This is a genomic window from Bacillus sp. FJAT-27245 (assembly GCF_001273955.1).
Classification (GTDB): Bacteria; Bacillota; Bacilli; order Bacillales; family Cytobacillaceae; genus Bacillus_D.
On the sequence record NZ_LIGI01000001.1, the window covers coordinates 3,860,845 to 3,874,232 of the forward strand.

Annotated in this window: 13 protein-coding genes; 2 read left to right on the forward strand and 11 right to left on the reverse strand. The window is 47.7% G+C overall.

The features are described 5' to 3' along the window. Positions 1 to 169 precede the first annotated feature (169 nt). Together ADU24_RS19105 and ADU24_RS19110 are read right to left on the reverse strand one after the other, a co-directional pair. Positions 170 to 445, reverse strand: a complete 276-nt coding sequence (locus ADU24_RS19105) for a hypothetical protein (protein WP_053368125.1) — start codon at positions 443 to 445, stop codon at positions 170 to 172. 1 nt (position 446) lies between these two features. Continuing rightward, on the reverse strand, positions 447 to 719 hold the full coding sequence (locus ADU24_RS19110; RefSeq protein ID WP_053368126.1) for a ubiquitin-like small modifier protein 1: 273 nt from the start codon (positions 717 to 719) through the stop codon (positions 447 to 449). 40 nt (positions 720 to 759) lie between these two features. On the opposite strand from ADU24_RS19110, the gene ADU24_RS19115 reads away from it, so the two are divergent. Next, entirely contained in the window at positions 760 to 1,326 is a 567-nt protein-coding gene (locus ADU24_RS19115; RefSeq protein ID WP_053368127.1) for a GNAT family N-acetyltransferase, read from the forward strand. Positions 1,327 to 1,941: 615 nt separating this feature from the next. On the opposite strand, the gene ADU24_RS19120 is transcribed toward ADU24_RS19115, so the two are convergent. The 6 genes from ADU24_RS19120 to ADU24_RS19145 form a co-directional block, all read right to left on the reverse strand. Further along, entirely contained in the window at positions 1,942 to 2,685 is a 744-nt protein-coding gene (locus tag ADU24_RS19120) for a glycerophosphodiester phosphodiesterase (RefSeq protein WP_053368128.1), read from the reverse strand. A gap of 98 nt (positions 2,686 to 2,783) precedes the next feature. After that, positions 2,784 to 4,088, reverse strand: coding sequence for an ABC transporter substrate-binding protein (locus tag ADU24_RS19125; RefSeq protein WP_053369009.1), 1,305 nt, complete (start codon positions 4,086 to 4,088; stop codon positions 2,784 to 2,786). Positions 4,089 to 4,235: 147 nt separating this feature from the next. Further along, on the reverse strand, positions 4,236 to 5,048 hold the full coding sequence (locus ADU24_RS19130) for a carbohydrate ABC transporter permease (protein WP_053369010.1): 813 nt from the start codon (positions 5,046 to 5,048) through the stop codon (positions 4,236 to 4,238). A 2-nt stretch (positions 5,049 to 5,050) separates the two neighbouring features. Beyond that, positions 5,051 to 5,980, reverse strand: coding sequence for a carbohydrate ABC transporter permease (locus ADU24_RS19135; protein ID WP_053368129.1), 930 nt, complete (start codon positions 5,978 to 5,980; stop codon positions 5,051 to 5,053). Then, positions 5,977 to 7,110, reverse strand: a complete 1,134-nt coding sequence (locus tag ADU24_RS19140) for an ABC transporter ATP-binding protein (protein ID WP_053369011.1) — start codon at positions 7,108 to 7,110, stop codon at positions 5,977 to 5,979. Before ADU24_RS19140 ends, ADU24_RS19135 begins: the two co-directional genes overlap by 4 nt. A gap of 58 nt (positions 7,111 to 7,168) precedes the next feature. Then, the gene (locus ADU24_RS19145; RefSeq protein WP_082307071.1) at positions 7,169 to 7,894 is read right to left on the reverse strand and encodes an MgtC/SapB family protein; all 726 of its coding nucleotides are present in this window, start codon (positions 7,892 to 7,894) and stop codon (positions 7,169 to 7,171) included. Between the two features lie 193 nt (positions 7,895 to 8,087). On the opposite strand from ADU24_RS19145, the gene ADU24_RS19150 reads away from it, so the two are divergent. Next, positions 8,088 to 8,966, forward strand: a complete 879-nt coding sequence (locus ADU24_RS19150) for a glycerophosphodiester phosphodiesterase (protein ID WP_053368131.1) — start codon at positions 8,088 to 8,090, stop codon at positions 8,964 to 8,966. A gap of 332 nt (positions 8,967 to 9,298) precedes the next feature. On the opposite strand, the gene ADU24_RS19155 is transcribed toward ADU24_RS19150, so the two are convergent. From ADU24_RS19155 to ADU24_RS19165, 3 genes are all read right to left on the reverse strand, one after another. Further along, entirely contained in the window at positions 9,299 to 10,954 is a 1,656-nt protein-coding gene (locus ADU24_RS19155) for a glycerol-3-phosphate dehydrogenase/oxidase (protein ID WP_053368132.1), read from the reverse strand. Positions 10,955 to 11,106: 152 nt separating this feature from the next. Next, positions 11,107 to 12,597 (reverse strand): glycerol kinase GlpK, encoded by a 1,491-nt coding sequence (glpK, locus tag ADU24_RS19160; protein ID WP_053368133.1) that lies wholly within the window; start codon positions 12,595 to 12,597, stop codon positions 11,107 to 11,109. 145 nt (positions 12,598 to 12,742) lie between these two features. Next, positions 12,743 to 13,300, reverse strand: a complete 558-nt coding sequence (locus tag ADU24_RS19165; protein ID WP_053368134.1) for a glycerol-3-phosphate responsive antiterminator — start codon at positions 13,298 to 13,300, stop codon at positions 12,743 to 12,745. Positions 13,301 to 13,388 lie beyond the last annotated feature (88 nt).

Consider the following 13,388-nt stretch of genomic DNA (forward strand, 5'->3'; position numbering starts at 1 on the left):
AGTCCGGAATAATTCAGCACACTATTATCTAAGGTGGCCTTTGCAAATAAAAAACACCCACTTACTTGGGTGCTTTAAACAAGGTGCTGTATTGATGTACCAAGGTGCCCCGCACCAGAATGTATACAGTTTCCATTGCGTTCTAGTAATTTTTCGAAATCCTTTCCACCTATCCGCCAACCCTTGTGGTTTTGTAACGATAGCTTTTTATCAGCGCAGCAAGCTCTTCCTCAGTTTCCGCCCGGAAGCGGACCATGACGGAGTTGACCTTGAAAGTCTTCGAAAAGGCAATTTCTTTTTCCGAGAGGATTTCCCCGCTCCAGCTTCCTCCGCTATACTTTTTCGGCATGCCGGAATCAACTGATAGCACCCCGCCTAGTTCCTCGAAGTACTGTTCGAGAAGGATGAGATTGATGCCCCGAAATTCAAGAACGGTTTCCTTCATCTCAACCGCCCGCAACCGGCGGGAACAGCGCGAACTGGTCCGCCTCGCTGACTGTCGTTTCCAGTCCGGCAAGATGGACGATATTTTTTCCGTTTATGTATACATGGACAAAATCCTTAAGCGTCCGATCCGGTGTAAAAATTTCCTCTTCAATATCCGGGAACATTTCAACCATTTTCTCCAACACATCAATGACCCGGTCCCCGTCCGGCTTCACTTCAACGGTCACGCCCCCGCAAATCACGCGGAGATTGGCAAACACCTTGACCTGCATGCAAACTCCCCCTTTAACTTCCATCTTAAGGGAAACACGGATGATTGTCACCCAGAAAGCGGACAATTTGGTTCCCTATTCCAAGCCGCTGGATTACACTTATTTTAAAAAGAACGCATCGGAGGGAACAGGAATGGCGGCAACATTCAAAATCGCCGATCTTAAAAATTGCCATGAAATCGTTGAACTTTACAATGAAGTCACATTGAAGCTACTCAGAAAGGGAATCCACCAATGGGACTACCCGTGGCGGGTTGATTGTGTAAAAGACGCAATTCAGAAGCGCGAAGTTTATAAAGCAGAATTGGACGGAAGTATCGTTGGTGCATTCTGGATTGGCGAGGCGAATAATTTTTCAGGTTTGCTGGTGGAAAAAGGCAGCCTCTACCTATCAAAGATTGCCATTCTCCCACACTTCCAGGGACATGGGATTGGGAGAGAAATTGTCTCCTTCGCGCGCTCTTTTGCAAATAACACTGGCACAGCGATGTACCTCGACTGCTGGGCCGGGAACGACAAACTCAGGCAGTTTTATTTGGAGTGCGGCCTTGAATACTTGGGGGACTTACCGGAAGAGGATTATCTCATTAGTGTTTATAAAAGCTAACGATAACGATTTTCTGCGTTTGTCACCTATCCAAGCTCTTTCTGACAACCTAACCCGATTCCTGCCTCCGCTTGTCAGATATCCGGGCTTTTTCTGACAACCCTACACGAATTCCGCCTCCGCTTGGCACATATTATGGCTTTATCTGACAACCTAACCCGATTTCTGCCTCTGCTTGTCAGATAACAAGGCTTTATCTGACAACCCTACACGATTTCAGCTTACGCTTGTCGTATATCATGGGTTTATCTGACAACCTAACCCGATTCCTGCCTCCGCTTGTCAGATATCCGGGCTTTTTCTGACAACCCTACACGAATTCCGCCTCCGCTTGTCACGTATCATGGCTTTATCTGACAACCTAACACGATTTCTGCCTCAGCTTGTCACATATCAAGGACTTATCTAACACCCAACCCGATTTTCGCCTGCGCTTGTCAGATATCTGGGCTTTTTCTGACAACCACACCTCGAAAATTCTTGTTCCTTGTCCAATTGGCAGTACGATCCCACAAAAAATAAGGCCATCCTCGATTCCAACTCGCCAACCGACCGTTATTTTCCCAAAAACAGAAAAAAGAAAGGACCCGCCGCCCCAGGTCCCTCCTAAAATCCCTATTCCATTACACCGCGCTCGCTTCTGACCTTAAGCGCGCGTTCCGGGTAGTCTGTCATAATAGTATCAACGCCAAGATCGATAAGCTCCCTCATATTTTTTTCTTTATTCACCGTGAAAACACGGACAGGGACTCTGAGATTAGTTGCGGTCCTGGCCATTTCGGTATAGGCAACGGGAAGGTGGACATGAAGCCCGAAAGCGCCAATGGTTTTCGCGTACACCCACGGTTCATGGAGAACCTCCATAAATAGAATTGCAGTTTCAATTTCGGAGTCAAGCTCGCGGATCTTTTTCAGGCTGTAATGGTTAAAGGATGAAATGATCGCGTGCTCCTTATAGGAATGCCGCTCGAGTACTTCAAGTACCTTTTGCTCAATGCCCTCGTATGGGATGACATCGCTTTTTATTTCGACATTCAGCATGATTCCGGTGCCGGCCAACAGCTCGAGAACCTCATCAAGCGCCGGAATTGCCGCGCCTTGGAATTCCCAGCCAAACCATGAACCCGCGTCAAGGCCTTTCAGCTCCCCAAGCGTCATGTCCCGTACTTTTCCCAACCCATTCGTCGTCCGGTCAACGGTTTCGTCATGGATGACCACCAGCTCGCCATCCTTGGAAAGGTGGACATCGAGCTCGATGCCGTTAACTCCTAGCCTAATCGCTTCCTTGAAAGCCTCAAGCGTATTTTCGGGATGCGTTCCCTTGCTTCCCCTGTGAGCATAAATTTTTGTCTTCCCCATATTGCCACACCTCTTTTTAAAAAATCCAAAAGGGCAGGCGCACATTCCAAGGTAAATTCTTTTGCCTTGGAAGATGGCTGCCTTACCCTTCTTCTCAATTATTTCTTCTTAGTTTTATTAGCGATTTCAATTGCCCTGTTCGTTCCATCAGCGGCCTGGTCGAGCGCTTTTTTAGGATCCATGCCTTGATACATGTTTTCAAGGGCGGTCACCACCTGCTGACGAGACTCAGGGAACACAGAAATGAGCGCGCCCTGGGTTGCATAGGATGCTTTTGTTGACTGAAGCTGGTCAACCGTTACTTTAAACTGAGGGTATTTTTCCCACTCGGTCTTTACGATATCCTGGTCATATGCGGCCGGGTTGATGGCAAAATAACCAGTTCCAACATGCCACTTCGCCTGGCTTTCAGGAGACGCAAGGAATTTCATGAACTCCCATGCGGCTTCCTGTTCTTCCTTGGCAATTCCTTTTGACATCCAGAGGGAAGCTCCGCCGATGGCAACACCCTGCCTTTCGACTTCATCCGGATATGGAATGTAGGCGACTCCCACTTCGAATGGTGAGTTGTTGATCGCCCCGGCTACACCCGCTGAAGAGTCCATGTACATTGCCACTTTTCCTGTTTGGAAAGCGGCGCGGATATCATCCCAGTTCGTTCCGTAGTTCCCGAAAATTCCCGCTTTGTTCATTTCATTTAGCCAATTGAAGACGCGAAGGCCTTCCTCTCCATTAAAGACTGCCTTTGTGGCATCATCGGAACGGCCATTGTCATTGTCGACATAATGTCCGCCTTGCGTAGCGACCAGCTGTTCAAAGAACCATCCATACGTCAGCATGGAGAAGCCGAACCTTTCGTTTTTCTTGGTCAGCTTCTTTGCAGCTTCTTTTACTTCGTTGAAGGTTTGCGGCGGATTGTCCGGGTCAAGCCCAACTTCCTTGAACGCATCCTTGTTATAAATCATAACCGGTGTGGAGGAGTTGAACGGCATGGAATACAGCTTTCCATCGATACGGTAATAGTTCAGGATGTTATCTTCAAGCTGGGAAACGTCATAATTTTCCTTGTCGATGAATGTCTGCATCGGCTCGATATAGCCACTTTCAATCATGTATTTCGTGCCAACTTCGAAAACCTGGGTAATAGCCGGTGCGTCCTTCGTGCCGCCGACACTGCGCAGCTTGGTGAGAGACTCTTCATATGTACCCTGGAATTCTGCTTTTACAACATATTTATCCTGTGAATTGTTAAAATCGGCGACAATGCTGTCAAGCGCCACCTGGCCAGGACCTGACATGGCATGCCAGAAGGAAATTTCGGTTTTTTCCTGCTTCTCGCCTGCATCCTTGCCATCTTTTTTCTTAACGGTTCCCGAACTTGCATCATTAGAACATGCCGACATGATGAGAATGCTGATAATCGTACTAAGGACAACTAACCATTTGAGCTTCTTTTTCAACTTTTCCTACACCCCTTTTTCATTTTTTATAAAAACTTCCGGCAATTCCTTACCGAGCGAGATGCCAGAAGGTGAAACCCCCATTACTTATTACTTGATTGCTCCTTGTGTAAGGCCTTTTTGAAGCTGCTTTTGCCCAGCGAACAAAAGAATCAGGGTTGGAATGATAACAACGATTACCCCGGACATAACGACGCCCCACTCTGTCGCAACTTCCTGTGACTGGAGCTGTTTCAACCCGATTTGCACTGTCCTTACCTGTTTTGTGCTTGTGACAAGGAGTGGCCATAAATACATATTCCATGTTGTTAAAAAGCCATACGCTCCAAGGGTCACAAGGCTTGTTTTCGAAATTGGCAGGATGACCCTCCAGAAGAAGGCGAATTTGCTCAATCCAGCTACCTCAGCTGCTTCATGCAGCTCCTTCGGGATTGTCTTGAAATGCTGGCGAAGCAGGAATGTCCCGAACGCGAGCGCAAAGAAAGGCACGGTCAGGCCCTGGTATGTATTCATCCAATCGAGCTTTTGGATCGTAAAAAAGTTCGGAATCATCGTCGCTTCCCACGGAATCATCATCGTTGAAATGAAGAGGAAGAAAATGAAATCGCGGCCTTTAAAGGGAATGAAGACAAATGCGTATGCCGCCATGCTGCAAACGACTAGCTGGCCAAGCATGACCCCGAATGAAACAACAAAACTATTTATCAAGTAATTCAACAATGGAAGCCTGTCGAATACCTTGGCATAGTTTTCAAAGCTGAAGGAACTCGGAAAGAACTTCCCCTGAAGGATTTCTCCTCCAGTCATGAAGCTAATCATGAATGCGTATAGAACCGGAAAAAATACTAGAAAGGCCGACAGTACCAGCAACACATAGAACAATAATTTTTTAGGCGTGGACATGCTCATTGGTAATGCACCTTCTTTTCTCCGAGCTTAAATTGCAAGATAGTGACAACGAGTATGCAGATGAACAGGAATACAGCCTGCGCGCTCGCCGTGCCAAATTGGTAGTTGACGAACGCTTCCCGATAAATCGAATAGACGATCAGGTTGGTCGCCTGGGAAGGGCCGCCTTTTGTTAAAATATCAACCTGGCCAAATGTCTGGAACGCATTGATCAAAGAAATCGTGATGATGAAGAACAGCGTTGGCGAAAGCATCGGGATTGTAATCCTTCTCAGCTGGTACCAATAGCCGGCACCGTCTATTTTCGCGCTTTCGTACAAGTATTCATCAATATTCTGAAGGCCGCCAAGCAGGATAAGGAAGGAAAAACCGATATTCATCCAAATCGTTGAGATGGATATTGAAACAAGCGCCCAATCCGGATCCAGAAGCCACTGTACTCCCGGCATGCCAAGAACATGAAGCAGCCGGTTGAACATCCCGATGCTTGGATGGAATAAAAATAGCCAGACTACGGATGACGCCGCGACGGAAATCCCCATTGTCGACGAGTAAATCGTCCGGAAAAAGCCAATTCCTTTCAGCTTTTCATTTGCAATCAGTGCAAGGAAAAGTGAAATGATAACGCCTGTCGGGACCGTGTACAGGACAAACAAAACAGTCGCTTTCACACTGTTCCGGAAGGCCGGCGACTCAAGGAGATACTGGTAATTTTCCATCCCGACGAAAACAGCCGCTGTCCCCTGCTGGTCGGTCAGGAAAAAGCTTAAATAAATCGTCCTAAACATCGGATAAAAAACGAAAACTGAAAACAATAAAATTGAAGGGAACAAATACAAAAGCGCTGTCCGTGCATTCAGCGACCTTCTCCACAAGGACAGTTTCGGTGGAGTATACGCCACACGGCCGTTTACTTCCGCTTTCATATGAGCACCTCTTTACCGAACACATAGTTTTCTATATCCGTAGGCGTCTTTACGATTTTCTCTGATTCAACATCAAAAAAGCATACCGAATCATAATTGATGATGATTGGGATCGTGTCGCCTACATCAATACGCCATTGGCCCGTCCACTTTGCAAGCCATTCCTTTCCGCCCATATCGAAAGAAAAGATCGTTTCGTTTCCAAGAACTTCGACGTTGACTACCTTCACGTCGATCCGGTTTTCAGCGCTAGAGTCCTTCGTGGCAGGTTTAAGATGCTCAGGGCGGATGCCGACAATGATCCGGTCGGATTTCAGCATCCCTTGGTCCCTGGCCGGAACGTCTATTTTCGCGCCCTCGCCAACCGTTACGACGGAGTTCTCGCGGTCAACCATTCCATCACCGATGTTCATTGGCGGGGAGCCGATGAAAGTTGCGACGAAAGGATTTGCCGGATTGTTGTAAATATCGATTGGCTTGCCAATCTGCTGGATTTCCCCGTCATGGAGGATCATAATTCGGTCACCCATCGTCATCGCCTCGACCTGGTCATGGGTAACATAGATCATCGTAATGCCAAGCCTTCTCTGGATTTGCCTTATCTCGGAACGCATATGTGCGCGCAGTTTCGCATCAAGGTTTGATAGCGGCTCGTCCATCAGGCAAATCGGCGCCTGGTTAACGATTGCCCTTGCCAACGCGACACGCTGCCTCTGGCCCCCGGATAGCTCACGTGGCTTCCTGTTCAAATAAGGTGTCAGGCCCAGCATCGTGGCGACATCGTCACAGCGTTTTTTCCTTTCATGCTTGGACACTTTTTTTACATGGAGCCCGAATACGATGTTTTCTTCAACGGTCAAATGAGGATACAAAGCATAGTTCTGGAACACCATTGAAATGTCCCGTTTGCTCGGCGGAAGATGGTTTGCCTCCATGCCGCCAATTCGAAGGACGCCGCCGGTTATTTCCTCAAGCCCCGCTATCATGCGCAGCATCGTACTTTTCCCGCAACCGGACGGTCCGACAAGTACGAAAAATTCCCCGGGCTCGATTGTTACATTAATATCGGTGATGACATCCGTCTTTTTGTCATATGATTTGGAGACATTCACCAACTCGACTTTTTTCAAAATTGCCACCCCTTCTTTTTTAAGCGCTTTCAATTCCACTTATGTTTTTCCAAAAAAATTAGTCCGCCGTTTGTGAAGGCATGGCCTTATTGTTCAGCTTTACTTGCTTGATGCCATCAAGTTTTCCTAGATCCCTGGAAAGTTCCAACACATTTTTCTTTGAGGAAATTTTCACACGGATATCCATCGACAGATGCCCTTCTTCGAGAAAGAAATATTCGTCCGACATCGATATCGCTTCGATCTGGGCGTCTTCATTTTTGAAGACTTTGTTGATTTTGCCCAGAATTTGCGCTTCATCCTTCATCGACAGGGTAAAGGTAATAAATTTGTAGGTTGCCAGAAACCTTTCTTCGAATCCCCTCAACACAAAAAMGGTTAACATGACGATACCCGTTGTGACGAGTGCGGGAAGATAAAAGCCGCTTCCGACAGCAAGGCCAATGGCGGAAACAACCCATAAAGTCGCCGCTGTGGTTATACCGGTAACGCTCCTGTTGGAATGTTTCAGGATTGCGCCCGCTCCAAGGAAACCAATTCCGCTGATGACGCCATGTGCCAGCCGCGCCGGATCGAAACGGGCATTCACATGGTTAATTGTCTCGGTGAATCCATAAATGGATAGGAGCATGATTGAGGCTGATCCGACTGAAACGAGCAAATGTGTTTTCACCCCTGCCTGTTTGTTACGCAGATCGCGCTCCCATCCGATAACGCCGCCCAGGAGGGCAGCCAAAAGCAGTCGTCCAATTATTGCTGTTGCCGAAATTGTAACTGGTTTCACCCCCTGGTTATGTAAAAAGGAGGCCACAAATCATGCCTATCAAACAAATAGACAAAAAATGTGAGCCTCCTGATCTCCATCACGCTATTAACTTGTTATAATATTACAATAAATCCAATTTACAGTCAATTATTTTACTCATTTTACCTATTAACAGTATCTATAGATAGAAATTCAGATTCGGGGTGCCTTGATGTACAAAAACCTAGTAGTCTTTCTTTTCATTATGCTTACCGTTTCAGGCTGTGGGTTTACGGAAACGGCTCCGGCATCCGCTTTACCGGGCGGGTTCATGATTATTGGGCACCGTGGCGCATCCGCTTATGCCCCCGAGCATACGATTGCGTCCTATGAACTGGCCTATCTTCTTGGCGCGGATTATTTGGAAATCGACCTGCAGATGACAAAGGACGGCCATTTAATCGCTATGCATGATAAAATGGTAGACCGTACAACCGATGGAACCGGCGCTGCGGGGTCCTATTCCCTCGAAGAAATAAAACGGCTTGATGCGGGCTCCTGGTTCAATCACCTACACCCGGAATACGCCCGGACCGAGTTTGAAAACGTAAGGGTCCCCACGTTAGAGGAGATTTTTAGGCATTTCGGGACTTCCGCAAATTATTATATTGAAACAAAATCCCCGGACGTATATCCGGGGATGGAAGATAAATTGATTGAGCTGGCACGAAAGTATGGCGTCATCCGGACCGAGGAAGGGAAGAACCCCGGCCTAATTCTCCAATCCTTCAGCAGCAAGAGTTTAAAAAGGATTCACGAGCTTGAGCCTGACATTCCGCTTATTCAGCTAAAAAAATATCGAGATAAAGCATCCCTTACCGGTAAAGAAGCGCGAATGATCAAACTGTATGCGGCAGGGATTGGACCAAACTTCGAAAAAATCGATCGGGACTATGTTAAAAAGGCCCATGAAGCAGGACTGGCAGTGCATCCCTATACAATTGATTCGGAACAGGATATGAAAAAAGCATTGGAAATTGGGGTGGACGGCGCCTTTACAAATTMCCCGAACCGCCTCGCTGAACTGCTCGGACGGAGGTCATCTGAATAACCGTCTTCAGGTTGGGTTATGAAGACACTTTTAAAAGGCTTTCCTCTTTGAAACTGTCATCATCGGGTTCATGAAGACACTTTCATACGGCTTTCATCCCCGAAACTGTCTTCATCGGCTTCATGAAGACACTTTCATACGGCTTCCATCCCTGAAACTGTCTTCATCGGCTTCATGAAGACACTTTCAAACAGTTTTCGGCTTCCAAACTGTCTTCAGCCGGGTAGTATTTTTGATAACACTTCAATTTTACAAAAGTTCCAAACACCGGGCCCAAAGAATAAAAGCTGGCTACATCTAGTGTGCCAGCTCTCTTTTTATTTCCCGCTATGTTATTCAGCGACAGGGGTTGCCGTATATTCAAGCTCCGCCTCAAGCTCAGCCGCATACTTGGCGGCCTGCTCGGGGCTCCACCTGAACAAGGTTCCCATATAGGCGAGAACAGGCTCGCTGTACTTTCTTACGGAACCAATATCGAATAGAAGGTCGCCGGTCCTCCTGAAATAAAAGTCGAGCGGCGTTGCGACCATTTCATACTGGATGCCGTAGACCAATTTTGCCATCAGGACAGCTGGCATTCCGAATTTCTCTGCGTCATCCCTATGGATTTTGGCCAAATCGTATACGACAGGCGCATTCGATCCATAAAACCCTGCCAGGTGCCTTGCATCCTGATCGCTCATCCCCATACTCGTTCCCTGTTGAGTTGCCGAAGTGATGAAGCTGGCGAAATTTCCGGAACCACCGAAATCACCACCTGATATTTTGATTGATTTCGTTTTGCACGGCCCAGCCTTTTTATGTCCGGCAGCTTCCAATTTCCCTGCGACAAAGTCGACAATCGTTTCAGCCATTTTCCTGTAACCGGTCAGTTTTCCGCCGGCAATGGTGATCAAGCCGGAATCCGATTCCCAAATTTCGTCCTTCCTTGAAATTTCGGACGGGTTCTTCCCTTCTTCATGGATGAGCGGCCGAATGCCTGCCCAGCTGGACTCTACATCTTCGGGCTTTGCGTTAACCTCAGGGAACATAAAGTTTATTGCGGATAGGATGTAATCGCGGTCCGCGACGGTCATCCTCGGATTCACTTTATCTCCGTTATAAAAGGTATCAGTCGTACCAACATACGTTTTCCCGCCGCGCGGAATCGCAAAAATCATCCGCTTGTCCGGGGTATCAAAATAGACCGCCTGCTTAAGAGGAAAACGGGATTGGTCGATGACAATATGGACCCCTTTTGATAAAATCAGCATCTTTCCTTTTTTCGAGCCATCTTTTTCACGAATTGTATCAACCCATGGACCCGAAGCGTTGATGACTTTTTTGGCGAAAACCTTGTACGTCTCGCCTGTCAGCTGGTCCTTCACAACGACGCCAACCACTTTGCCGCCTTCCTTGACCAGGTCATCCGCTTTTGAATAATTGATTGCCGTCGCACCTTTTTCAACAGCCGCCTTCATGACTTCGATTGTAAGCCTTGCATCATCAGTCCTGTATTCGACGTAATAACCGCCGCCCTTTAGGCCTTGCTTTTTTATAAGCGGCTCTTTTTGCAATGTCTCCCCGGCAGAAAGCATGGAGCGGCGTTCCTCCTTTTTTACACCGGCGAGAAAATCATAGACCCTAAGGCCAATCGAGGTTGAAAAGCTGCCGAACGTTCCTCCCTGGTGGAGCGGAAGAAGCATCCATTCCGGGGTCGTGACATGCGGGCCATTTTCATAAACGATTGCCCTTTCCTTTCCGACTTCGGCGACGACCTTTACATCAAGCTGCTTAAGATAGCGCAAACCGCCATGCACAAGCTTTGTCGACCGGCTGGACGTTCCCGCTGAAAAGTCCTGCATCTCAATCAGGGCCGTATCGATTCCCCTTGTTGTCGCATCGAGGGCAATGCCGGCTCCTGTAATTCCCCCACCTATTACAAGTAAATCAAAGGTTTTCCCTTTTAGCTTTTCTATGATTTCCGCGCGGTGCAAATTCGTAAACATTCGTTTTCCTCCCAAAAACAGGAAAAGAGACCACGAAAAACATTACCACTTCTGGTGATAATGCTTCGCGGTCTCTCCAATTCTCCTGCCGTCATATTAACTTAAGATTATTGTATCAAATTCCAAACTCAAATTCCATTCAAACGAAGTGTCTATTTAAAAGCCATTGCCGCCTTGATTGCTTTTTTCCAACCGCTGTATAATTCTGCCCGTATCCCAGCTTCCATTTCTGGTTCAAAGGCCTGGTCAACCGCCCATTTCGCAGCAATTTCCTCCTGGCTGCCCCAGAACCCGACTGCAAGTCCAGCTAGATAGGCCGCGCCAAGGGCAGTCGTTTCATTGATTTGCGGCCGTTCTACCGGCACATCAAGAATATCGCACTGGAAGTCCATCAGGAAATTGTTTTTAACAGCCCCTCCGTCCACCCTTAACGTTTTCAGCTTAATGCCCGAATCCATCTCCATCGCTGCCAGGACATCTTTTGTCTGGTAGGCAAGCGACTCAAGCGTTGCCCGGATGAAATGCTCCTTGCTCGTTCCCCTTGTCAGGCCAAACACCGCTCCTCGTACATCGCTGTCCCAGTACGGCGTGCCAAGCCCGACAAATGCCGGAACCACATAGACCCCATCCGTCGATTCAACTCTTTCGGCATAGCTTTCGCTGTCTTTTGAATCCTTCAGCATCCGTAATCCGTCACGGAGCCATTGGATGGCGGAGCCTGCGACGAAAATGCTGCCTTCGAGGGCATATTCCACTTTTCCGCCCAACCCCCAGGCAATCGTCGTCAACAGCCCGTGCTCCGACCGGACCGCCTTTTCGCCCGTGTTCATTAGCATGAAACAACCCGTTCCATAGGTGTTTTTCGCCATACCCTTTTCAAAGCAGGCCTGGCCGAACAATGCCGCTTGCTGGTCGCCGGCCGCTCCGGATATTGGCACTTCTTTTCCGAAAAAGTGAAACGGCGCCGTCTTCGTATACACTTCCGATGAAGGCCTTACCTCGGGAAGCATCGAAGCCGGAACGCCGAGGATTTCTAGCAGTTCTTCATCCCATTTTAATTCGTGGATATTGAACATCAGCGTGCGGGACGCATTGCTGTAATCGGTCACATGGGCGTTGCCTCCGGAGAGCTTCCAGATTAGCCAAGTATCAATTGTCCCAAACAGCAATTTACCTTCTTCAGCTTTTTTCCTCGCCCCTTCAACATTGTCCAGGATCCATTTCACCTTGGTACCCGAAAAATACGCATCGATCAGGAGTCCCGTCTTTTCGCGGAAAAGATCGTTTAAGCCCTTTGCCTTCAGCTCTTCGCAAATGGCGCTCGTCTGCCTTGACTGCCACACGATTGCATTATAAACAGGCGTACCGGTTTCCCTATCCCAGACGACAGTAGTTTCACGTTGGTTCGTAATTCCGATTCCCGCTATTTGCTCGGGCTTGATATTCGATTCCGACAGAACACCTGCGATGACTGCAAGGATTGATCCCCAGATTTCGTTCGCGTTATGCTCCACCCAGCCCGGTTTAGAAAAATGCTGTGTGAATTCCTTTTGGGATGAATGGACGATTTTTCCGTCCTTGTCAAAAATCATCGCCCTCGAACTCGTCGTTCCCTGATCCAACGCTAAAATGTACATTTCCATCCCAAATCCCCTCCACTGATTTTGATTGGACAAAAAAAGGAGAACCAACAGAAATACCCCTTCCAAAAGGACTTGTCTGTGTGATTCTCCTGATCTCCATCACTTGTTAACTTTGAATTGAGTATACTCCAGCGCGGCACCGCTTTCAATTTTTTTTGTTTGCAAAATGGTCCCACAAATCCTTCTTGGAGGTTGTCACACCTTGGGCGCCCGCCTTGACGGCATTCTCAATATCGGCTGGAGTCCTGATAAATCCGCCTGCCAGCACCGGGATGTTCACCTTCTCGATTACTTCGGCAATTAGATCAGGCATCGCCCCTGGCAGAACCTCGATGTAATCCGGCCGCGTTTTTTCGAGTAGCTGATAGCTTTTTTCAAGTGCATGCGAGTCTATTAAAAAAATCCTTTGGATAGCAAGAACGCCCTTTTGCTTTGCTTTGAGGATGACATTCGCTTTTGTTGAAATCAGCCCGTACGGCTTGTATTCCTGGCAGATGAACTCGGTCGCGGCGTCGTCACTCTTGATGCCACGAATCATGTCCACATGGTAAAGCATCTTCTTCCCATGCTCCTTTGCCATCGCGCTGACACTTTTCAGCCTGGCGACATGGAGCTCCAAAAACACGCCAATTTCATAGGGGCTTTCCAAAAAGGCCTCGAAATCCTTCATATTTGATGATGCGGGAAGAATAACCTGGTTCATCTCTTTCACCCTTAAAGTCTATTTTCACCATCATAAACGTTCTTTTTAAAAAAATCATTTCCCAAAACCGCAAAAGCCGGCGTGGTTT

Coding starts and splice junctions, on each gene's coding strand:
- ADU24_RS19105 (WP_053368125.1), bottom strand. CDS start 445: ATGAAGGAAACCGTTCTTGAATTTCGGGGCATCAATCTCATCCTTCTC.
- ADU24_RS19110 (WP_053368126.1), bottom strand. CDS start 719: ATGCAGGTCAAGGTGTTTGCCAATCTCCGCGTGATTTGCGGGGGCGTG.
- ADU24_RS19115 (WP_053368127.1), top strand. CDS start 760: ATGATTGTCACCCAGAAAGCGGACAATTTGGTTCCCTATTCCAAGCCG.
- ADU24_RS19120 (WP_053368128.1), bottom strand. CDS start 2,685: ATGGGGAAGACAAAAATTTATGCTCACAGGGGAAGCAAGGGAACGCAT.
- ADU24_RS19125 (WP_053369009.1), bottom strand. CDS start 4,088: ATGTCGGCATGTTCTAATGATGCAAGTTCGGGAACCGTTAAGAAAAAA.
- ADU24_RS19130 (WP_053369010.1), bottom strand. CDS start 5,048: ATGTCCACGCCTAAAAAATTATTGTTCTATGTGTTGCTGGTACTGTCG.
- ADU24_RS19135 (WP_053368129.1), bottom strand. CDS start 5,980: ATGAAAGCGGAAGTAAACGGCCGTGTGGCGTATACTCCACCGAAACTG.
- ADU24_RS19155 (WP_053368132.1), bottom strand. CDS start 10,954: ATGTTTACGAATTTGCACCGCGCGGAAATCATAGAAAAGCTAAAAGGG.
- glpK (WP_053368133.1), bottom strand. CDS start 12,597: ATGGAAATGTACATTTTAGCGTTGGATCAGGGAACGACGAGTTCGAGG.
- ADU24_RS19165 (WP_053368134.1), bottom strand. CDS start 13,300: ATGAACCAGGTTATTCTTCCCGCATCATCAAATATGAAGGATTTCGAG.